20 protein-coding genes and 1 pseudogene are annotated in these 22,320 nt (G+C 43.9%); 16 read left to right on the forward strand and 5 right to left on the reverse strand.

Annotated features, from left to right (window positions below; genetic code table 11):
• The 3 genes and pseudogenes from GH808_RS11035 to GH808_RS11040 form a co-directional block, all read right to left on the reverse strand.
• The coding region (locus GH808_RS11035) for an RNA-guided endonuclease InsQ/TnpB family protein (protein ID WP_420797527.1) at positions 1 to 648 on the reverse strand (648 nt) is incomplete at its 3' end.
• Positions 617 to 788, reverse strand: a pseudogene (locus GH808_RS15410) (IS607 family transposase); the annotation flags it as partial. The pseudogene GH808_RS15410 and the gene GH808_RS11035, both read right to left, overlap by 32 nt.
• 56 nt (positions 789 to 844) lie before the next feature.
• Positions 845 to 2,014, reverse strand: coding sequence for a cysteine desulfurase (locus tag GH808_RS11040; RefSeq protein WP_186842852.1), 1,170 nt, complete (start codon positions 2,012 to 2,014; stop codon positions 845 to 847).
• Positions 2,015 to 2,200: 186 nt separating this feature from the next.
• Here GH808_RS11040 and GH808_RS11045 point away from each other — a divergent pair, with 186 nt between their 5' ends.
• The 15 genes from GH808_RS11045 to GH808_RS11115 all read left to right on the forward strand — a co-directional run bounded on the left by GH808_RS11045 (position 2,201) and on the right by GH808_RS11115 (position 19,453).
• Positions 2,201 to 2,575: an ArsR/SmtB family transcription factor gene (locus tag GH808_RS11045; RefSeq protein WP_186842853.1), complete on the forward strand. Its 375-nt coding sequence runs from the start codon at positions 2,201 to 2,203 to the stop codon at positions 2,573 to 2,575.
• Positions 2,576 to 2,677: 102 nt separating this feature from the next.
• Positions 2,678 to 3,478: an XdhC family protein gene (locus GH808_RS11050; RefSeq protein WP_186842854.1), complete on the forward strand. Its 801-nt coding sequence runs from the start codon at positions 2,678 to 2,680 to the stop codon at positions 3,476 to 3,478.
• A 672-nt stretch (positions 3,479 to 4,150) separates the two neighbouring features.
• Positions 4,151 to 6,886: a molybdopterin-dependent aldehyde oxidoreductase gene (locus GH808_RS11055; RefSeq protein ID WP_186842855.1), complete on the forward strand. Its 2,736-nt coding sequence runs from the start codon at positions 4,151 to 4,153 to the stop codon at positions 6,884 to 6,886.
• A gap of 203 nt (positions 6,887 to 7,089) precedes the next feature.
• Positions 7,090 to 9,456, forward strand: coding sequence for a pyridine nucleotide-disulfide oxidoreductase/dicluster-binding protein (locus GH808_RS11060; RefSeq protein WP_311135784.1), 2,367 nt, complete (start codon positions 7,090 to 7,092; stop codon positions 9,454 to 9,456).
• Position 9,457: 1 nt separating this feature from the next.
• On the forward strand, positions 9,458 to 9,664 hold the full coding sequence (locus GH808_RS11065; RefSeq protein ID WP_186842857.1) for a DVU_1557 family redox protein: 207 nt from the start codon (positions 9,458 to 9,460) through the stop codon (positions 9,662 to 9,664).
• The gene (gene trsM, locus GH808_RS11070; protein ID WP_243166194.1) at positions 9,665 to 10,381 is read left to right on the forward strand and encodes a DVU_1556 family methyltransferase; all 717 of its coding nucleotides are present in this window, start codon (positions 9,665 to 9,667) and stop codon (positions 10,379 to 10,381) included.
• A gap of 3 nt (positions 10,382 to 10,384) precedes the next feature.
• Positions 10,385 to 10,834 (forward strand): DVU_1555 family C-GCAxxG-C-C protein, encoded by a 450-nt coding sequence (locus GH808_RS11075; protein WP_186842858.1) that lies wholly within the window; start codon positions 10,385 to 10,387, stop codon positions 10,832 to 10,834.
• A gap of 1 nt (position 10,835) precedes the next feature.
• Positions 10,836 to 12,191: a radical SAM (seleno)protein TrsS gene (gene trsS, locus GH808_RS11080; RefSeq protein WP_186842911.1), complete on the forward strand. Its 1,356-nt coding sequence runs from the start codon at positions 10,836 to 10,838 to the stop codon at positions 12,189 to 12,191.
• An 8-nt stretch (positions 12,192 to 12,199) separates the two neighbouring features.
• Positions 12,200 to 13,519, forward strand: a complete 1,320-nt coding sequence (locus tag GH808_RS11085; RefSeq protein WP_186842859.1) for a DVU_1553 family AMP-dependent CoA ligase — start codon at positions 12,200 to 12,202, stop codon at positions 13,517 to 13,519.
• Positions 13,512 to 14,561 (forward strand): XdhC family aldehyde oxidoreductase maturation factor, encoded by a 1,050-nt coding sequence (locus tag GH808_RS11090; RefSeq protein WP_186842860.1) that lies wholly within the window; start codon positions 13,512 to 13,514, stop codon positions 14,559 to 14,561. Before GH808_RS11085 ends, GH808_RS11090 begins: the two co-directional genes overlap by 8 nt.
• Positions 14,558 to 15,682, forward strand: coding sequence for a DVU_1551 family NTP transferase (locus tag GH808_RS11095; protein WP_186842861.1), 1,125 nt, complete (start codon positions 14,558 to 14,560; stop codon positions 15,680 to 15,682). Before GH808_RS11090 ends, GH808_RS11095 begins: the two co-directional genes overlap by 4 nt.
• Entirely contained in the window at positions 15,657 to 16,268 is a 612-nt protein-coding gene (cobC, locus tag GH808_RS11100) for an alpha-ribazole phosphatase (protein ID WP_186842862.1), read from the forward strand. Before GH808_RS11095 ends, cobC begins: the two co-directional genes overlap by 26 nt.
• On the forward strand, positions 16,265 to 18,190 hold the full coding sequence (locus GH808_RS11105; RefSeq protein WP_186842863.1) for a sigma-54-dependent Fis family transcriptional regulator: 1,926 nt from the start codon (positions 16,265 to 16,267) through the stop codon (positions 18,188 to 18,190). Before cobC ends, GH808_RS11105 begins: the two co-directional genes overlap by 4 nt.
• 192 nt (positions 18,191 to 18,382) lie before the next feature.
• Positions 18,383 to 18,823, forward strand: coding sequence for a C-GCAxxG-C-C family protein (locus GH808_RS11110; protein WP_186842864.1), 441 nt, complete (start codon positions 18,383 to 18,385; stop codon positions 18,821 to 18,823).
• A 15-nt stretch (positions 18,824 to 18,838) separates the two neighbouring features.
• Positions 18,839 to 19,453 (forward strand): HdeD family acid-resistance protein, encoded by a 615-nt coding sequence (locus tag GH808_RS11115; protein ID WP_186842865.1) that lies wholly within the window; start codon positions 18,839 to 18,841, stop codon positions 19,451 to 19,453.
• 67 nt (positions 19,454 to 19,520) lie between these two features.
• Here the strand turns inward: GH808_RS11115 and GH808_RS11120 are convergent, their stop codons facing one another.
• Together GH808_RS11120 and GH808_RS11125 are read right to left on the reverse strand one after the other, a co-directional pair.
• Positions 19,521 to 19,721, reverse strand: coding sequence for a cold-shock protein (locus GH808_RS11120; protein WP_186842866.1), 201 nt, complete (start codon positions 19,719 to 19,721; stop codon positions 19,521 to 19,523).
• A gap of 312 nt (positions 19,722 to 20,033) precedes the next feature.
• Entirely contained in the window at positions 20,034 to 20,282 is a 249-nt protein-coding gene (locus GH808_RS11125; RefSeq protein ID WP_186842867.1) for a hypothetical protein, read from the reverse strand.
• 132 nt (positions 20,283 to 20,414) lie between these two features.
• Between GH808_RS11125 and uvrC the strand changes: the two genes are divergently transcribed.
• Positions 20,415 to 22,250 carry an excinuclease ABC subunit UvrC gene (uvrC, locus tag GH808_RS11130; RefSeq protein ID WP_186842868.1) on the forward strand — a complete coding sequence of 612 codons (1,836 nt, stop codon included), beginning with the start codon at positions 20,415 to 20,417 and terminating at the stop codon, positions 22,248 to 22,250.
• Positions 22,251 to 22,320: the final 70 nt, after the last annotated feature.

The raw sequence follows: 22,320 nt of genomic DNA on the forward strand, positions 1-22,320 counted from the left end.
TCTCTGCTCATGCTTGAGGCGTTTATTTATTCGTCTGATTTTTTGTGTTTTGTTGATGTTTTTGTAAACATCTCCATTGCTGATGATCGCAAAATCTTTAATCCCTAAGTCAATCCCGATCCCATAAGGCAAAACTCCCATACTTTGTTCAAAATCTTCATCGACTAAGATGCTGACATAATATCGTCCGGCTTGGATTGAGATTGTTCCACTCATTACTTTTGAATTTGTTGGAATATAACCCTTTTCTTTTAACCGGACAAACCCAAAAGTTGGAATTTTTAACCGATGACGTTCAATTGTCCAGTCTGTCTTGTTATTTTTAGGGAAATAGGCTTTAACATTGCTGCTTCCTTTTTTCTTGAATTTTGGAAAGCCTGATTGCTTTTTGAAAAATCGCCTGAAAGCTGTGTCAGCATTCATGATTGATTGCTTGACTGCCTTGCTGCTGACTGACTTGATCCACAGATATTCAGGATTATTGGGAATAAATTCATTGTTAAGCCATTTTGAAAAATTATATCCAGACACAAAACGTTGTTCTTTTTCATATACTTCTTTGTTGTGAGCAAGGTAAAAGTTGTAAATAAAACGGCATACTCCAATGGTTTGACGGATTTTTAGTTTTTGTTCTTCCGCTGGGTTGATTTCTGTTTTATAGGTTCGCATAATCCTTCATCCTCCTTGATTTTGGATTTGTATTTACGAAGGCCATATATTCGACAGCTAAAAACATGAATGATGTTGATTAAGTCTTGAACCATTTCTTCTTCAGGAGAAAGTTTTTCATAATATACTCCTTCTTTAATAAATAAGCACATTATGCCACATTTGAACACATTTGTTAATACGTTTTATTGCAGTTTAGGATCTCCTTTATATATGCTTTTAATCCGTTGACGAGGGCATCGATGTCAGTGGTTTCATTAAAATAACCGATTCCGATACGGCAGGTGCCGCGAGTGACGGTGCCGATCAGGCGATGGGCACTGGGGGCACAGTGCAGGCCGGAGCGAATCATCACATGGCATTCCTGATCCAGGTAAAAGGCGATTTCTTCCGGCAGGTGGCCGGCGATATTAAACGGGATGACGCCAACTGTTTTGGCTGAATCCTGAGGGCCATACAGTTCGATACCGGGGACTGTTCTGAGTGCATTTAAAGCGTAGTCCACCAGGCGGTCCTCTTTACGGCGAATGTTTTCCAGTCCTTCGGTTTCCAGAAATTCCAGGGCGGCTCCGAGACCGATAATCCCGCTGACATTCAGTGTGCCGGCTTCCAGATGATTGGGATAATAATCGGGTTGGTATTCATAAGCGGAGTCACCGCCAGTTCCGCCCGAGATCAGGGGATGAATATCCACCGCACAGTTTACAACCAGCCCGCCGGTTCCCATGGGACCCAAAAGGCTCTTATGTCCGGTGAAGGCCAGCAGATCAATCTGCTGAGCCTGAACATCAATGGGGAGAACCCCGGCGGATTGAGCGGCATCGACAAGAAACAGGATTTTTCTGCTGCGAGCCAGATCACCGATGGCAGCGATGGGCTGGATGGTGCCCAGAACGTTGGAAGCATGGGTAAAAACGATGAGCCGGGTTTCGGGCCGGATGGCGGCTGCGACATCTTCGATGGCTGTTTCGCCCTGAGCATTTGCCGGAACAATTGAAATTGAAATGCCACGATCGCGCTCCAGCGTTTTGAGACAACGCCAGACAGCATTGTGCTCTAAAGCACTGGTGACGACATGATCACCGGGCTTTAAAATACCCTGCAGGGCAAGATTTAAAGATTCGGTAACGGATGAAGTAAAAATGACGGTCTTTGGATCGGGATGGTTAAAAAGTCCGGCTAAACGTTTGCGAACCTGGAAAACCAGTCCGTCAGCCAGCATGGCTTTTTCGTATGCACCTCTTCCGGAAGTACCACCATTGTTGACGATGTAATCATAAATTCGATTAGGGACGACTGATGGCTTGGGATAGGTTGTTGCAGCATTATCTAAATAAACATCCATTTACAGGCTCCTTTTATAACAATATAATGATATACTTAGCTACTGCTTTAATCATAGCTTTCGTGGCAGCATTCGTCAATAAAATAAGGGGGTAGATTTTTGCTGGAAATAACGGTTGACAAAAACAATTGAACGGAATATCATATGAGCATAAAGTTATGTGATTGTTTAGGAGTGTGAAAATATATGACAGCAGTTGAACTATTTAAAATTTTATCCGATACGAATCGCCTGAGGATTTTGAATCTTCTCTACGCGGATGAATTGTGCGTATGTGAGCTGGAGTATCTGTTGGGCATTTCCCAGTCAAACTTGTCAAAGCACTTGCGACTGATGAGTGACGCGGGAATTCTGGAAAGCCGGCGACAAAACAAGTTTGCATATTATAAAATTAAAGATGAAGAGATAAAGAAACACGAATTTTTAAAAAGTGTCTTTGAAATCGAACTGAAAAAAGAAGATTTTTTAACAGAAGAATTGGAAAAACTAGGTCAATATCAGCAGAGTGATATCACCTGCCAGAGTATTACAGCTTTGATTTGTGAAAAGGCAAAAAGTTAATCATCGGTTTGCCTTTAATTGACTGCCGCCTGAAAGGTGAACAATTCACCCAAGGCGTTGTTTATTGTTGAAAAAAATGAGAATGAGTAATGAGGGGGAAGTATGAAAATTCTGGAAGAACAGATGAAAGCCCAAAAGGCCGGAATGCCGTATGCACTGTTGACCGTCACCGAAACAGAAGGCACATCGCCCTGTAAAGTTGGCAAGAAAATGTTGCTGCTTAAGGACGGTACAACATTTGGGACCGTGGGCGGTGGTGAATTTGAACGACAGGCGATTGAAGAGGCCAAACAGGCAATTAAAGACAGAAAGAGTTTTTATAAGCGGTATGCGCATTTACCCACCTATGAAGCAACGGGGCTTGGGTGCACGTTTAACACAAGCTTGTTTGTGGAAGTCGTCAGCCCCAGATTGCAGCTGGTGGTCTGCAATGGCGGTCATGTCGGCAGTGCGGTACTCCATTTTGCAAAACTTCTTCATTTTGAGACGACACTGATTGATACCCGCTCGCCAGAGCAGATACCGGACAAGATCGCTCTTGCAGATCATTTTGTTTCGTGCGAGACATTTGAAACCGGTATACTGGAGACAGATATCCCTGATGGTGCCTATTATATTTGCTGCGCATCAACGCATACCCAGGATAAATCGGCACTCAAAGGGGCAATGCAGAAGAAATTTGCCTATGTCGGGATGCTGGGGAGTATAAAAAAGACAAAAGAAATGTACCGGCAACTGGAAGAAGAGGGGATCACCAGGGATTTGCTTGAGCAGGTCCACACCCCGGTCGGTTTGGACATCGGCGATCCGTCGCCGGAAGAAGTCGCTTTTTCCATATTGGCCGAGATCTTGATGATAAAAAATGGCGGAACGGGAAAACCCTGCCGCGAGCGCAGGCATTAGCGATCAGCAAAGTGAACCGAAAACGGCCGGTGGCGGATGGATAATGAAACCCTGAAATCTTGATAAATTAATGTTCAGTAATCCCGTTTTGAAAGGGCATATCGTCTTGGTGACTAATCGTTACGAAACGATATGTCCTTTTTTCGAACGGTACAGAATAATTGATGATCAAAAAATAAGCGAATGGTCAAATTACGAACATCTTCAAACGACAAGAATGCTCAAAATATAAACACACTGATGATTCGCAGGATCAAGAATCGCCGGAATTTGGCTTTTTAAATGTTGGCACAATAATTGCTAAATATTAACACACAGAAGCGTGACATCATAAAGATTTGTTATTGTATTTTGCCCAAACCTTGTTTTACTGCATTCCTGAGAGAATGAAAAGTTAATGAAACATGAAATTTTTGTGAAAGAATTAGTTTACAATGGTTTCGTTTAGAAAAACAGGGTAATAATAGCAGGTAATGAATTTTATGGTCGCCGAACCAGTGTAAATTCACAGAGACGATGCGGGCAGGTTGTTATGACTGCAAAGGGTTTCTGAATGGATGGTTCGCCAAAAGTTAAACCTGGAAATTTGTTCAATTGTGAATTTGGCAAGGGTGAACTTTTAGGCTTCCCAAAGAGGTTTATTGTATCCAATATTTTAAGGAGGTATTCAACGTGGAAAAAAAGACTTTGTTTATTAATGGGATTCAGAGGACTGTGATTGACGATCCTGAAACAACCCTGGCAAATGTAATCAGAAAACAACAGGGTTTAACAGGAACAAAGGTAGGTTGCGGTAAAGCAGAATGTGGCGTCTGTTCAGTCATATTAAATGGCAAGGTGGTACGATCCTGTGTTACAAAAATGAAACGAGTTGATGACGAATCTCAAATCATCACCATTGAAGGCGTGGGAACAAAGGATAATCTTCACCCATTGCAGTTGGCATGGATGATTAATGGAGCTGCTCAGTGTGGATTCTGTACACCTGGTTTTATTGTTTCGGCAAGCGCTTTATTGGAAGAGAATGCTGATCCGACTCGACAGGAAGTAAGAGACTGGTTCCAGAAACATCGTAATGTCTGTCGTTGTACCGGATATATTCCGATCATTGATGCCGTTATGGATGCGGCCAAATTAATGCGTGGCGAAGTTAAAAAAGAAGATCTTTGGTACCAGTTAAAAGAAGGCGATTCCATCATGGGATCGAAGATGGTCCGTCCTTCTGCGCTAGCAAAAGTTACAGGAACATGGGACTTTGGTGCGGATTTAGGCTTAAAATTACCAGCAAATACCTTGCACATTAAACTGGTCCAGGCACAGGTATCTCATGCAAACATTATTTCTATTGATACCTCTGAAGCGGAAAAAATGGAAGGCGTTTTCAAAGTATTAACCTATAAAGATGTTCCGGGAACAAACCGTATTAATGGTTTGGCGTTTCCAACGAATTTAGGCGATGGACTGGAACGACCGATCTTATGCGATAAGAAAATCTTCCAGTTTGGGGATGCAATCGCCATGGTATTGGCCGACACACCTGAGCAGGCTGAAGCAGCAGCCGCAAAAGTTGTTGTAGAAATCGAAGAACTACTTCCTTACATGAGTGCTCCGGCCGCCATGGCAGATGATGCCATCGAAATTCATCCGGGAACACCAAATGTTTATTTTAAAACAAATGTTGTCAAAGGCGAAGAAACAACTCCATTTATGGAAAAACTTCCGAATATTATCGAAGGCGACTTCTATGTTGGCCGACAACCACATTTGCCATTGGAGCCAGACGTAGGATTTGCATACTTCGATGAAGAAGATAATTTGATGGTTCATTCCAAGAGTATTGCTCTTCACTTCCATCAGTTAATGACAGCAGAAGCCATTGGCGTGGATCCAACCAAATATTTCATTGTTCAAAACCCAACCGGTGGAACATTCGGTTATAAATTCAGCCCAACCATCGAAGGTTTATTGGGTGTAGCGGCATTAGTTACTAAAAGACCAGTTTATCTGGAATTCAATATGTACCAACAGATTACCTATACCGGAAAACGTTCGCCGTTCTGGATGAATGTCAAAATGGGTGCGGATGAAAATGGTATCCTGCAAGCGATGGAAACCGACTGGTCTTGCGATCATGGTCCATACTGTGAATTCGGTGATCTGGTAACCACCCGTGGTTCTCAGTTTATCGGTGCCGGTTATGATATTCCGAACATTCGTGGCGAAGGCCGCACCGTTGCCACCAATCATGGCTGGGGATCAGCATTCAGAGGTTATGGTTCACCACAGAGTCTGTTTGCCTCAGAAACATTGATTGACATGCTGGCAGCGCAAATGGGCGAAGATCCATTGGAACTGCGTTACAAGAACGTATATCGTGAAAACAGAGGATCGACAACACCAAACGGATGTAAACCGGATGTTTATGTTCTGGAAGAAGCAATTGATAAAATCAGACCGATTTATAAGGATGCCAAAGCAAAAGCCGAAGCGTTGAATGCCGAAGGCGGCGATATCAAACACGGTGTTGGTATTTCATTGAACATCTATGGTTGCGGACTTGACGGCCCAGACTCTGCCGAAATGTGGATTGAATTAACCAAAGATGGTGTGACTGTCGGCGATTCATGGGAAGATCATGGTCAGGGAGCTGATATGGGTACATTAACCTTTGCTCACGAAACATTAAGACCATTAGGAATCAAACCAGAACAGATTAAACTGGTTATGAATAACATGAAGCTGACTCCAAACAGTGGACCAGCCGGCGGTAGCCGATCGAATGTACTAGTTGGTAATGCCATCAAAGTCGGTTGTGAAAACTTACTAGCCGCCATGAAAAAAGCAGACGGCAGTTTCAGAACTTATGATGAAATGGTCGCTGAAGGTTTGCCATTACGATATGATGGCGTCTGGACAGCACCTTGTACCGCACCATCGGTTGAAACAAGTCAGGGAAATCCATTCCCGGTTTACATGTACGGTGTGTTATTGTCAGAAGTTTCTGTCGATACGACAAACGGAAAAACACATGTCGATAAATTGACCCTGGTTTCAGACTGTGGTACCATTACCAATAAGATCGTTCTTGACGGTCAGTTGTGGGGCGGCTTGACTCAGGGGATTGGTCTGGCATTGAGCGAAGACTTTGAAGATCTGAAAAAACATACAACTTTAACCGGTTGTGGCATTCCGCAGGTCAAAGATGTGCCTGACGAAATCGTTCTGATTCATCAGGAAACACCACGTCCGCTGGGACCATTTGGAGCTGCCGGTTCTGGAGAAATGCCATTGTCGGCACCGCATGCATCGATCTGTAATGCGATTTATAATGCCTGTGGCGTACGTATTACACATTTGCCGGCTTATCCGGAAAAAGTGCTGGCAGGTTTAAAAGATTTACAAAAGTAGTCTGAACATTATAACAAAGGGGCTGTTGCAAACTCGAAAAGCCGATTAAAGGTATCTACTCAAATCGGTTAATTGTCCGAACTTGCCAATGATCCACCACGCGCTGGAGCGAATATCCAAACGGGTATCCGCTCTCATGCCGGGCGGAAATGCTGGCTGGGTGCGATCAATTAAAACGGAGTTTTGTAACAGCTCTATTTTAAATTAGAAGGGTAGCAGAGAAAATGAATTTAGACAAGCTATTGGAAACGGGGGATCGGTGCATTTTTCTGGAGCCTCCAACTTGTACGGCCAATTGTCCGGTTCATCTGGAAATAATAGAATTCATATCAGAAATTGAAAAAGGGGACTTTCAAAAAGCCTATAAGCTGATGGAAAAGAAGCTTCCGTTTCATAAAATTATCGGTCGGATTTGTGATCACCCCTGTGAATCAGTCTGCGTCAGAAATGAGGCCGGTGGAGCCATCAGCATTTCCGAACTGGAAAAATCAGTTCTGGAATACGGCGCTGCCAAACCTAAAAAAGTATGGCCGGTTCCTAAGAAAAAGGGTAAAATTGCGGTAGTTGGCAGCGGTCTGAGCGGGCTCACGGCGGCGGTTGATCTCGATAAAAAAGGGTATGAAATCGTTCTTTATGAAAAAACCGACCGTCTGGGTGGGCGTCTGTGGAATCATATTGGTGATTCGCTGAAAGAAAAAACCCTGTCAGAAGAGCTAAAGCAAGTAGAAGACAAGGGCATCAGCATTCAGTTCAACCGGTTGATCGATGAAAACAGCTTATCGGATTTGCTCTCGGAATATGATGCGGTGTATCTGGGTGCCAGTGATTGGACTGCGCCGCTGGAAATCGATAAAATAACCTTCCAGGTGGGAGAATTAAACCTTTTTGCTGGCGGTGCAATGGTCACGCAAAACGACTCGGTTATTTTTTCGGCCAGCTCAGGAAGACGAGCTGCCCTCTCCATCGAACGCTTTTTATCAAAGGTATCCCTGACTGATTCGCGAGATCGAGAAGGCATTTTTGAAACGCCGCTCAAACAGGATGTAAGTGAAACCGACGTTTTGCCAAAGGTTGAAAAACAGGCTTCTGTATACAGCCAAGAAGAAGCAATCCAGGAAGCAAAACGCTGCATCAAATGCCAGTGCCGAAAATGCATGGATGGATGCAACCATCTGAGAAAATATGACATCTCACCCTATGCCTATATACGCCAGATCAACCACAGTGAGCGGATTATCTTAGGAACCCATTATGCCAATAAAATGATCAATTCCTGTACCGAGTGCGGGTTGTGTCAGGAAGAATGCTTTTTAGATATCAGTATGAAAGATGTGATCCAGGAAACGAGAGAAAGCATGGTGGAAAGAAATAAAATGCCGGTCAGTGCCCATGATTTTGCCCTGAAAGATATGGCGTTTTCAAACAGTTCACGCTTTTCACTGGTTCGCAAACAACCCAGTAAAGAGGCATCCAAAGATCTGTTTTATTACCCGCTTATTTCCTTTTCCGATTATGTGAAAGGTTTGTATCATGGTACCGGAAAAACCGAATATCTCTTTTACCCGGGCTGTCAGCTGCCGGCATCCTATCCCGATGACATCAAGGGAATTTACGAGTATCTGGTCGGACATATGAAGGGAGACGTCGGTATTTATCTCGGATGCTGTGGTGCTCCGGCAGACTGGGCCGGCCGGCAGGATCTGATGGGCGAGAACGTCGCAGCCATTAAAAAAGTCTGGGAAGAGATGGAACGGCCAACCTTTATACTGGCATGCTCCAGCTGCATCCGCGTTTTTGAGAAGTATTTACCGGAAATAAAAGTCCGGTCGCTCTGGGATATTTATCTCGAGAAGGGTTTGCCAAACAAAAACTGGATTAAAAGCCCACAAACATTAAGTGTTCATGATGCCTGTGGAACGAGAGAGAACAGCGAACTCCAGGAGAGTATCCGAAAGATTGCTGAAAGCCTGGGTTATACCATCGAAGAGATGAAATACAGCAAAGAAAAAACAAAATGCTGCGGGTATGGTGGCCTGGTCTACTACGCCAACCGCGAACAAGCGGACGGTTTTGTCGCCGAACGGATTCAGGAAAGCCCGCATGATATTTTGGTATACTGTACAATGTGCAAGGATTTATTCGTTTCCGGCGGGAAAAGAACCTATCATTTGTTGGATCTGATTTATCCCAAAGACAATGAGGATGGTGCGGTAAAAAAAATGCCAACCCTGTCAGAGCGTCATCAGAACCGAAGCCTGGTAAAACGCTCACTGTTGAAAGAAATTTGGCGGGAAGATGTCGACGAACCAGTGCCAGATGATTATCAGCTTGTTATCCCAGAAACAGTTCGCCAGAACATGGAGGACCGCTATATTCTGCTGGAGGACGTTCAGGCTGTTATCAAAAACGCTCAGGAGATCAGAAAACGTTTTTATAATCCGGACAGCGGCGACTATTTAGCGAGCTTGAAAATTGAACATGTCACTTTTTGGGTGCAGTATGCTCAGGAAGATGACAAGTTTTTAATAAAAAGCGTCTACAGTCATCGCATGGAAATAGTGGAGGAATAAAATGTATCAAGAAAAAGAAGACTATCAATCCTGGATCTGTGATAAATGTCAGAAAGAATTGGAATTGTCAAAAGTCAAAGTCCGCTATTTGGAAGGAGAATTTGAAGTGGAGCTGCTGAATTGTCCGACCTGTCATCAGGTGTTTGTCAACGAGTCCCTGGCTTTGGGCAAAATGCTGGAAGTTGAACAGGGACTGGAGGACAAATAGTTGTCGGGGAATTGTGCTTACGAAAGTCCCGCGATGTCCTGCCTTCTGGGCGGAACCCTGCGGCCGGGTGGATTTGATCTAACCGAAAAAGGCATTGAATTTTGCCAGTGGACCAAAGCAGACCGGCTGCTGGATTTGGGCTGCGGACAGGGTGCAACGGTGGCTTATCTGTCGGAAAAACATGGCCTGAAAGCGGTGGGGATTGATCCGTCGAGGGTTCTATTGGAGATCGCCCGGGAAAATAATCCGGAGCGGGAATTCCATCTCGGCCGGGGCGAATCCATTCCGTTTGAGGATGCTTCTTTTCAGGGCGTCCTGTCTGAATGCACCCTGTCCCTGATGGATGATCTGAAAACAACATTGAAGGAAGTGCATCGGGTTCTCAAAAAGCAGGGGTGCTTTTTCATTACGGATGTGTATGCCAGAAGACCGGAGTTCCTTCATTTGTTGGAACCCTATGCCTTCTCCAGCTGTATGCGGGGTTTGTATGATATCCGGCAGCTGGAGACTGATCTGGAAAACAGCGGTTTTGAAATCATGCTCCTGGAAGATCATAGCGACTTGCTGAAACAGCTGCTGGTGAAAACCATTTTTGAGCATGGTTCGATGAAGGCGTTCTGGCAGAAAACGACGGGTTCCGGGGCAGCGGATTTTCAGGAGCAGTTGCAGCGGTGTAAACCGGGTTATTATATGATGATAGCCGGAAAGGTGGAATAATTAATGAATGAAGGAGCTTTTGAACTATTTAAACTTGTTTCAGATGGCTTTTGTTGCAGTCAGATCATGATGAAATTGGCGCTGGATATGGAAGAAAGCGAAAATGAAGATCTGATTCGTGCAATGGGCGGCTTTTGTGATGGTATCGGGGGTACCCAGAAGGAATGCGGAGTTCTCACCGGTGGAATCGGCATTATCGGTTTATACGCCGGAAAAGGTAAAGCAAAAGAATGGACAAAAGAAGATTATGGCAGCATGGTGAGAGAATATATGGACTGGTTCGAGGAGCGCTTCGGCAGTTTGGAATGTGTGGATCTGATTGGGGTTTATCGTTTTGAGGATGAAAACAACCGAAGTTATCCGGTAAAATGCGGGGATACGATACTGGAGAGCTTCGGCAAAATTCAGGAAATTCTCCAGGAACATGGTTATGAACTTGGCAGCCGGGAATAGCATGAAGCGTGTCATTGCCAAAACAGAAAGCCTTTGTCCGGTTTGTTTAAAAAAGATACCGGCGATAAAATGGAACCGGAATGATGAAACCTATATGGAAAAATCCTGCCCCGAACATGGCCGGTTTACAACGCTGCTCTGGCGGGGCAGCACCCCAATGGAAAAATGGGTGCGAAATAAAGTGCCGGCCAGGATTAAAAACCCCAATACACCAGTTGATCAAGGCTGCCCCTATGATTGCGGCTTGTGTGCGGATCATCGCCAGCATACCTGCACGGCGCTGATCGAGGTGACGCAGAACTGTAACCTGAAATGCGCATTCTGCTTTGCCAGTTCGGAAGGCAGCCATCAGGAAGACCTTTCGTGGGAGACCATTGAGGCCATGTACCGAAGTGTGATGGCAACATCCGGGAAGTGCAACATCCAGCTTTCCGGTGGCGAGCCGACCTTAAGAGATGATCTGCCGGAGATCGTCAAAATGGGGCATGAAATCGGATTTCCCTTTATTCAGGTCAATACAAACGGGATTCGTTTGGGTGAAGATGAAAACTATGTTAAACTGTTGAAAGAAGCCGGGCTGGATTCGGTTTTTCTGCAGTTTGATGGAACAAACGATCAGATTTTCCGAAAACTAAGAGGAAAGCCGCTATTCGAAATAAAAATCAAAGCACTGGAAAACTGCAAAAAATACGGGATCGGCGTGGTGCTGGTGCCAACCCTGGTTTCCGGTATCAATGATCAGGATATCGGAAACATCATTGATCTTGCGCTGAAATGGATGCCCACGGTAAAGGGTGTACATTTTCAGCCGGTCAGCTATTTTGGACGAATCCCCGGTTTTCCGGAAAATGAACAGCGCTTGACCCTGGGAGAAGTCATGGACAGGATTGAAGAACAGACTCACGGCAAGTTCAAAGTGAAAGATTTCAATCCGCCGGGATGTGAGAATGCCCTCTGTTCGTTTCATGGCAATTATATCTATCAGAAAAATAAAGAACTGATCAGTTTAAAAAGAAATGTTTCCTGCTGTGGCAGTGAAAAAGCTGAAGCGGGCGCGGATAAAACCAAAGCCTACGTCGCCCGCAAATGGTCGGGCGATCAGGAAACAACTGATCCGTTTAAAGAAAAAAACAAAACCGAGGAGCTTATTGCCCAGGGCTTTGATGAAATTCTCGATCGGATCAACCGCTATTCTTTCAGTGTTTCGGGCATGGCTTTTCAGGACGCCTGGAATCTTGATTTGGAACGCGTCCGGGACTGCTGTATCCATGTCGTCAACACCAGGGGGCAGTTAATACCGTTTTGCATGTATAATCTTACAAACAGAGAAGGGCAATCGTTATATCGAGGTCAGTGAGGCATAAAATGAAAAAAACACCACTTGAAGACTGGATCGTCAACCGAACAGGCATAGCGGCAGGTAATCAGGCCGAACTGGAAGCCTATCAATTGAAAAAAATCCTGGAAACAATGGACTATGCCAGAAAAAACAGCGCTTTTTATAAAAATCATCTGGCGGTGATCGGACCGGGCACCATTAATTCTCTGGATGATGTAAAAAACATCCCCTTTACCACTGCTGAGGCGTTACAAAAGGCGCCATATTCCTTTGTCTGTGTGCCGCAGCAAAAAATCGACCGGATTGTAACCCTCAATACCTCTGGTACCAATGGAGAAAGAAAACGTCTTTTCTTTACCGATCAGGATCTGGAAAGAACCGTTGATTTCTTTAATTACGGTATGCGCTCACTGACCGACCGCAGCGATCGGGTCCTCGTTTTATTGCCGGGAAACACCTATGGCAGCATCGGTGATCTACTCAAAAAGGCACTGGCACGGTCCGGCGTGCCCTGCACGGTATTCGGTCTGCTGACCGATCTTGACGAAGTGGAAAAAACCATTGAGGCGAATCAGATCACCTGTATTGTCGGAATTCCGATTCAGGTTTTATACTTAAGCCGCATGAAAAGTGATGTGTTTAAAAGGCGGATAAGAAAGCTCTTGTTAAGTACGGATTATGTACCGGCTGCGATGGTCGATGAGCTGCATCTGAAGTTCAACTGCCAGGTATTTACGCATTACGGCATGACCGAAATGGGGTATGGCGGCGGCGTCGAGTGTGAGGCTCAAAACGGCTATCACTTGCGTGAAGCCGATCTGTATGTTGAAATAGTCGATCCTTATTCAGGAGCGCCGGTGGAAAACGGGGAATATGGAGAGGTTGTTTTTACCAGCCTGACCCGGGAAGCGATGCCGTTAATCCGATACCGTACCGGTGATATTGCTGCATTTTCTGAGAAAAGCTGTCCCTGCGGTACATTTTTAAGAACGCTGAAAAAAGTGGAAGGGCGATTTAACAATCGGATAGAACTTGATGATGACGCTTTTATTGAGCTGAAACGGCTGGATGAAATGATTCTCCGGTTCGAAGAAATTGTCGATTATCAGGCGGTTCTGGATGATGATAACCGTCTTAATATTGAAATAGCGCTTTATAATGAAAGCCATGATGCACACATCAAAGAAAAATTAAGCACCATGATACAGGAATATATAAAAAACAGCTTTTCAATTACGCTTGAAGTGAATGTGAGTGCAAATCAGGAAAAAAAGCCCAATCAGTTAAAAAACAGTATGTTTAAAAGAAAGATTTACGACATGCGAAAGGAAAGAAGAAATGAATGACGTTTTAATGTCTGCAAAAAGGATCATTGACAACCATGAAAGCCTGGTTCTGGCAACGATTTTGAAAAAGTCCGGTTCTGCTCCCCGTGGCGAAGGAAGCAATATGATGATCAGACCGGACTTTACCATTGAAGGAAGCATCGGCGGCGGGCTTGTTGAAGCGATGATCATCAAATCGGCGGCGAAAGTTTTTAAAGATAAATCATCCTGCGTCGAGAATTTTCTTCTTTCGACTGAAAATGTTGTCAACGTCGGAACGAAAGGTAACGGCAATCTGAAAATCCTGTTGGAATACATCGATTGTCAGGATCAGCTGGCGAATGATTTTTACGGTGAAATAACCAAGTCAATGGAAAAGAAAAAGGATTTTGTGATTATAACAAAAATCCCGGAAGCAAGCCAAAAAGAATCAGGCCTGAAAAAATGGATTTGTACCGAAACCGGATTGTTCGGAGCAGAATGCGATGAAATAATCAGCCTGATCCAAGAAATCAGAGAAAATTTCCACGAAATGAAACACCGGGAAGCTTACTTCCATGACGATACGTATTTCATCGAGCCTTTTTTTACGACTGAAAATGTTGTCATATTCGGAGCCGGACATATTGGCAAAGTGCTGGCGGATCTTTGCAAAGTGCTGGGGTTCTATGTGGTCGTTGTCGATGATCGTAACGAATTTGCCAATGCCCAGCGCTTTGAAACGGCCGATGAAGTGATTGTGGCTGATTATTTTGACCGGGTAACGGATCGGGTGAAAATTGATCAGCATTCGTTTGTGATCATCGTCACAAGAGGTCACATCTACGACAAAGAGGTATTGGCTCAGATGCTGCTGACAGACGCTCAGTATATCGGGATGATTGGCAGCCGGACCAAACGAAATGAAGTGTATCAGAGTCTGCTGGAGGAAGGTTTTACATTTAGAGATCTGGAGCGGGTTTACAGTCCGATCGGCCTTCCCATTCACGGCGAAACACCGGAAGAGCTGGCGGTCAGCATTGCGGCGGAGATGATACAGGTCAGGAGAACACCTAAAAGATGAAAAAAAACAAGATTGCCGCAATCATCATTGCAGCTGGCTATTCGTCTCGGATGGACGGGTTTAAGCCGCTGCTCAAATTTGGAAATGACACAGCGGTTGAAAGAGTCGTCAGCGCGTATCAAGCAGCCGGCGTTGACCAGATTATCCTGGTGATGGGATATCGAGCCGAGAAAATCATCCCATATTTTAAAAACACATCCGTTCAGGGGATTATTAACGAAAACTTTGAGCAGGGGATGTATACTTCCATTGTTAAAGGACTGACTCTGCTGGAGGATTCCATCGATGCATTTTTTATTCATCCGGTGGATATCCCGCTTGTCAAAGAGCGGACCATCAGACGGCTGATGGCATCGTTAGAGGACCTTGATAAAGGCATCATTTATCCCGCTTTTCGGGGAGAACGGGGTCATCCGCCATTAATCCGCCGACGATATCAAAAAATCATCCAGGACAATGACCAGGATGGTGGACTGAAAAGGTTGCTGGATATTTATAGAGACGATGCGGCGGATTTGGCACTCGAGGACGAAGCGATTCTGCTGGATATGGATACGCCGGATGATTATCAAGCACTGCAACGCTATGATTCCCAAACGGCACTTAATCTAAAAGAATGTGCGGCTTTACTGGAAATCTATCAGGTGCCGGAAAATATCAGAAAGCACAGCGAGAAAGTGCTGGAAGTATCGCTATTTCTGTTAAGCAAGCTAAAAGAAAAAGGTGTTACGCTGGATCAAGAATCCGTGCAGGCTGCAGCACTGTTGCATGACATCCGGCGCCGGGAAAAACATCATCCGCAGAAGGGTGAAAGCCTGCTCAAAGAACTGGGGTATCAAAAAACCGGAAATATTATTTCCACCCATATGGATATCATCGTCGCTGAAAAGGGCGGCATTACGGAAAACGAACTGTTGTATCTGGCCGATAAGCTGGTTGCTGATGATCAGGTGATTTGTCTGGAAAAAAGAGAGCAGCAGACAGTGATGAAGCATAAAGAAAATCCGGCGGTGCTTGAAAAGATCGCGAGACGCTTTGAAAATGCCAGACTGATTATGAGGAAGATCGAAGCAATAACCGGGGAAGGGCTGCCAGATGGTAAAACAGATTTATTTAATTAGGCATGGAAAAACAGTATGGAACGGGGAAAAGGCCTATATTGGACAAACCGAGCTGCCATTGAGCGAAGAGGGGATTGAACAGTCTGAAAAACTAAAAGATTATTTTTCGGACATCCCGCTGGACAAAGCCTATACCAGTCCGCTAAAGCGCTGTGTGAATACCATGGAGATCATCTTGGCAGGCCGAGCGATTCCTAAAATCCTTGTGGATGAATTCAAGGAGATCAATATGGGAGACTGGGAAGGCATACCCTTCTCTGAAATCAAAAGAACCGATCCAGCTGCCTATGAAAAAAGAGGGCTGGAAATAGATTGCTTTACACCGCCGAATGGAGAGAGTTTTTTTGATCTGCAGCAGCGCGTGATGCCGGCCTTTGAGAGAATTGTCCGGGAGGAGCCGACGGAAAATATTCTGATTATCGGACACTCGGGCGTTAATCGGGTGATTCTCAGTGCAATTTTGGGATTGGATCTGCGCGATATTTTAAAACTAAGCCTGCCCTACGGATGTGTTAGAAAAGTTTGGTATGATCCGGAAAAAGAAAGCTGGAGCTGTGAAATTGATGAAAAAGGACAAAAACAATGAATACTAAAATTTATCATGAACAAATTAAAAGTTCGCTGGAACGATGTGCCAAATTGGGAATAACGGAAGACCAAGTCTACAGCAAAAAAATCATTGATCATGCTGAATTGCAGGATGTGTTTTCAAAAAACAGAGATTTGATCTTAACCGCATCGCCATATATTGAACACCTGATGAGTATTGTGCGCGGGAAAAACTTTTTCGTGCTGCTGACAGACCGAGAGGGCTGTATTCTCAATGCCCTTGGGGATGAAAAAATACTGTCGGAAGCATTCAACCTGAAAATGATTGCCGGTGCCTATATGAATGAAGAATCCATCGGGACGAATGCGATGTCCCTGGTTATCAAATCGGAAGCGCCGGTACAACTGTCAGGAAAAGATCATTTCATCAAAGCCTATCACCGCTGGACCTGTTCCGGAGCGCCTATCAAAGACGTCAGCGGCAACCTGATCGGCGCACTGAATTTGACCGGCTATTCAGATTCGGTCCATCCCCATACACTGGGAATGGTCATCGCTGCCTCCAATGCCATTGAAGAGATGCTCAAGGTAAAAGAATTTAACCGCCTTCAGAACATGACGAACAGACACATCAAAACGATTTTCAATTCCATGCCGGTCGCGATTCTGACTTCTGACTTGGACGGCAATATCAAAATACACAATCAGCGGGCGGTCGATTTATTCGGCAATAAATACAAACAATTGACGGCGACGAACGTCAGTGAAATTATTGAAGAGTGGAGCAGTGTCAAGGAAGCCATTAACCGGGAAAAAAATGTGACCCGGTTTGTGAATATCAGGGCCTTGAGAAATCATTTCCCCTGTGCGATGACAGCCAGCCCCATCTACAATCCCCAAGATGACAGCATCGAGGTGGTGTTTATTCTGAGAGAAGATAAGTCGAAGACAAACAAGAAACAATATCAACCCTATTATACGTTCGACAAAATAATGGGACAAGATGAGAGCTTTGTGAATACCATCGAGTATGCCAAGAAAATCTCAAATAACCGGTCGACTATTCTGATCTCGGGAGAAAGCGGCTGCGGGAAAGAAGTATTTGCCCAGGCCATTCACAATTATAGCAAGCGAATGGATGAACCGTTCATTGCGCTGAACTGCGGCGCCATTCCCAATCAATTGATTGAATCGGAGCTGTTTGGTTACGAAGAAGGCGCCTATACCGGGGCCAAAAAGGGCGGAAATATCGGGAAATTCGAACAGGCAAACAACGGAACCATCATGCTGGATGAGATTGGAGAAATGCCTCTGGATATGCAGACCCGGTTACTGAGGGTGCTGCAGGAAAACATCATCACCCGAATCGGCAGCCAGAATCCGATTCCGATCGATGTGAGAATCATTGCCGCAACAAACAAGGATTTAAAAAAGGAAGTTGAACTCGGCCGCTTCCGCAAGGATTTGTTTTATCGACTGAATGTGCTGCCGCTGTATCTGCCGCCATTAAAAGAAAGAAAAAGCGATATCGATCTGCTTTTTCAGTATTTCATGAAAAATATCTCGGAAAAATACGGCAGAAAAGAAATTGAAATTTCAGCAGAATCGCGTAAGATACTGGAAAATTACAACTGGCCCGGTAATGTCAGAGAACTGGAAAATGTGGTCGAGCTGATCATCGGGACCGAGTCGTTTCCCGGCAAATATTTCGCTAAAAATTCAAGTCAGGATATTCAGTCGTTATCTGATCATGCAACAGATGATCAGTCGGCAATCGCTGCCAGTGAGCGTTTGGAAAACTTGGATCCATCACGATTGGATATGAGCTATGTTGAAAAAGAACATATAACCAAGGTTCTGAAACTGTTTCAGGGAAATATCAGCCAGGCATCTCAGGCTTTGGGAGTGCAGAGAAATACCTTGTACAGTAAGATCAAAAAATATCGGATTGTTGTCTGATTTCTGATTGTCGATATACTGAAGTCGGCCAATTGTTGCAAATTCATAGCCGCGGATGCGACCAGTTGAAAATGTTATAGCATTTTCAACTTTTTTCTATGCAAACGGTAATCAATTATATATAATGTAAATCGTAAGAATGATTATAATCAATGTTAGTTCTTAAAACAAGAAACAAACCGGAGGAGAATAATGGAAAAACTGGTAGAAAGCTACAACGCTTATGGAAAAGACAAGCCCCAGGAAGAACAGCCGCTTTATCATATGAATTGCGCAGAGACCCTGCTTCGGGCCGCCAATGACAAATATGATTTCGATCTGAGTACGGAAAGCTATAAAATGCTGCAGGGCTTCGGCGCTGGATTTTATTCGGAAAAAACATGCGGGGCTTTTTCTGGTTCATTGGCAGCACTGGGATTATTATATGCAGAGGAGCGGCCAACCGATCAGGCGAAAATCACGAAGGCGGCCAAACTTCTGGTTAAAGAATTTGAAGAAGAGTTTGGCAGCATCGATTGCGCTTACATCAAGAAATACCATCGAGATCCGGTTGCGGCATGTAACCCGGTTAAAATTCGGGCAGCTCAGGTTTTAAATCGCGTGGTGGAAGCCATGGAGAAAGAAGAAAATTAAAAAGGAGGTTTTTAGATGAATCAAAGTGATGTGAAGTCCTTTGGTGTGGATATGCTTGAACGTTCATACGGCAAGTGGTGGCTCATGCTTCTGGATGGGCTTTGCTATATTGCTTTATGTGCGTTGTCGATTATCTACGGCAGTCAGGCGCTGACGCTATTGGTATTAATTTTTGGTATTTATCGTGGATTAATGGGCGCCCTTGCTATCATTTCTGCTCTGATCATCCGTAGTAAATATGGCTCAAGTGTAAGTTTTGGCATTGCTCGAGGAATACTTGATTTGTTGATCGCTGTATTATTTTTAACAAATCCAAGTTTTGTCATTAAATTTATTGTTTTCATCATTGGTATGTGGGGAATAATCAGCGGTATTATTTTATTGATCGCATCTGGAAGATCAGGAAGTGCGGCTAAGATCGTGAAAATTGTAATCGGGATTCTTTTAATCGCCTTTGGAATTTTTGCTTTTGTTAATCCCATCGGACTGGCTAACTTTTTTATGATGATTATCGGTTTATTCCTCGGGGTGAGTGGTATTTTTCTTGTGGTGCAGTCAATTAATATGAAGAAAAATGATTCGCAAATCAAGCACGAAAAACAAGGCTACGATGATTACAAAATTGAATAAAAGAGCGTTTGAATGATAAAAAAACAGCCCCAACGATAAATCGTTGGGGCTGTTTTAAATAATGAAATTATGCAACTGAAACGTTTGTAGCCTGTAAGCCACGGTCAGTTTTTTCAGTATCGAATGTTACACGTTGTCCGTCAACAAGACTTTTACGTCCGTCAGTATTGATTGCTGAGAAATGTACGAATACATCTTCGCCGCCATCCACTGAAATAAAACCAAAACCTTTTTCGTCGTTAAACCATTTTACTGTACCATTATTCATTTTTGGTACCTCCTAAATTTTAATATAAATCGTGATGCAAAAAAGAAAAACACATATTTTTGAAAATCATTTAAACGTAAAAATGACTTTCAAAAATATGTGAAATCAATAAATACACTTTAATTCCTCTTCAGTATACAGCATGAAAAGTGTTTTGTCAAATGGTTTCATAAAATGCTTTATTGCACTTAAGTAACAAGAAGAATTCAGCGGACAGCTGGATTCTTCTTAAAAACCAAGCCAAAATCAAAATCAGAGTATGGCCGTTGGTGCGGATGCCAAAATCAATCCAAAAAAAGCAGAACTCAAGATTTATGTGGTACAATAATTATTGAAGTCAATAGATTCATAATTTCGTTTCAAAAGTTCTTTGGCTTCTTTGATAACTTCTTTTTCTGAAATCGGAAGTCTTATCTCACGTATTTCAATAATTTTAAAAGGCTCATCCCGAACGGATTTAGTCAATGTATAACCACCATAAATTTTGGGAACGATTTTTACTTCGAAATTGCCGAAGGAAACTAAGGTGTTGTGGCCATCAGATGTTAATTTTTCAAACATGGTAACACTTCCTTTCTTTAAGATCAATCAATGTTTAAATAGTATTATTATTATACCAAAGTTAACCGGTAAATAAACAGGAAAATATAAAAAAAAGATTATTTTAAGACAAAACAACTCAGGTGAAAAACAATGTATGACAAAAACAAACTAAAGGACCTGCCACAGAGTCCGGGTATCTATATGATGAAGAACAACCAGGGAGAGATTATTTATGTCGGCAAAGCGATCAACCTCCGTAATCGGGTACGCCAGTATTTTCATTCGCCGCATAACCTGACATCCAAAACGGCGGTGCTGGTTTCACATATCGAAACGATCGAAACGATCGTGACGGGCTCCGAAATGGAAGCGCTGATACTGGAATGCAATTTGATCAAAACACATATGCCCCGGTATAACATCCTGCTCAAGGATGACAAAAGTTATCCCTGGATCAGAGTAACGACGAATGAAGAATATCCAAGAATCATGATGACACGAGAGTATAAAAAGGATGGCGGCAAATATTTTGGCCCGTTCACGAGCAGCTTTGCGGTAAAAAACACCATCGAAGCCATTCTGAAGATCTATCCGCTGAAAACCTGCAGCCGTCAGGTGATATCCGGGAAAAAAAATGGTCGCCCCTGTCTGAACTATCATATCGGTCAGTGTCAGGCGCCTTGCCAGGGAAATGTATCCCGGGAAAAATACCGCCAGGATATTCAGGCCATTCTGGATATTTTAAATGGCCGGCACCCCAATCTGATCAGAAGCCTCAAAGACAAAATGAAGGCGGCATCGCTGAATCTGAATTATGAAGAAGCCGCAAAGTATCGGGACCAGATAGCGGGCATTGAACATATTGTGGAAAAGCAGAAAATCATCTCCAATTCCAAACAGGATCAGGACTTCATTGCAATGGCTACGGAGGATGAGATTGGCTGCATTCAGGTGTTTCATGTCAGAGAAGGAAAACTCATGGGACGTGATCATTTCTTTATGGAAGGTATTAAAGAAGTCGCTGTTTCCGAAGTCATGGAAAGTTTTGTCAAACAGTATTATGCCAGCTGCGGATTTATTCCCAAAGAAATTATTCTGAAGGAAAAAATCGACGATAGGGAAACCATCGAAGCCTGGCTTAATTTAACCGCCGGAAAAAAGATTGAAATTCAAATATCCCAAAAAGGAAAAAAGATGAAGATGCTGGAGATGGTAGAAGAAAATGCCGACCTGGCGCTGAAGCAGCATCTGCTCGAGAAAAGACAGAAGCTGGAGCGCTCCCAAAGCCGTCTGGACGGCCTGGCTGATCTTCTTAAGCTGGAAACAAAACCAAAGCGAATTGAAGCGTATGATATTTCCAATATCAGCGGGACGAACAATGTCGGTGGGATGGTTGTCTTTGAAGAGGGCAGACTGAATCGGAATGCCTGTCGTCGCTTTAAGATCAAGTCGGTTGAAGGTCAGAATGACTATGCAAGCATGCAGGAAATGGTGTTTAGAAGAATGGAACGCGCCATGAAAACCCAGCTGCCAAACACTTTTTTGCCGCTTCCGGAAATCATGATGATCGACGGGGGCGTGGGACATGTTGCTGCGGTGGAAAGCATCGTCTCGCTGTATCCGGTGAGCATTGCGGTCTGCGGCCTGGTAAAGGATGATCACCATCGTCTCCGCGGAATTCATTTCAAAGGGCAGGAATACCCGCTGAAAAAAGCCACACCACTGGGGGTGTTCCTTTTTGAAATATCCGAAGAAGTCCACCGGTATACCCTCGGGTATCATCAGGTGCTCAGAAAGAAAGAAATGCTGACATCACGTCTGGAAGAAATACCGGGCGTGGGTAAAAAACGTCGGGAGGTGCTGATGGCGCATTTCGGTAATATCAACGCGATAAAAAGAGCGAATATGGAAGAAATAATGACAATCCCTGGGATGCAGAAAAAAACAGCCCAGGCAATCGTTGAATATTTCCACAGAGAGTCGTAAAGACGCTTTCTGGCAACAGAACTTTGAGGTGGAATAGTTGGGTAAATTAGTCAGTAATAAATTTATGAAA

The sequence above is a fragment of the Acetobacterium fimetarium genome, from assembly GCF_014284475.1.
In the GTDB taxonomy this organism is placed as follows: domain Bacteria; phylum Bacillota; class Clostridia; order Eubacteriales; family Eubacteriaceae; genus Acetobacterium; species Acetobacterium fimetarium.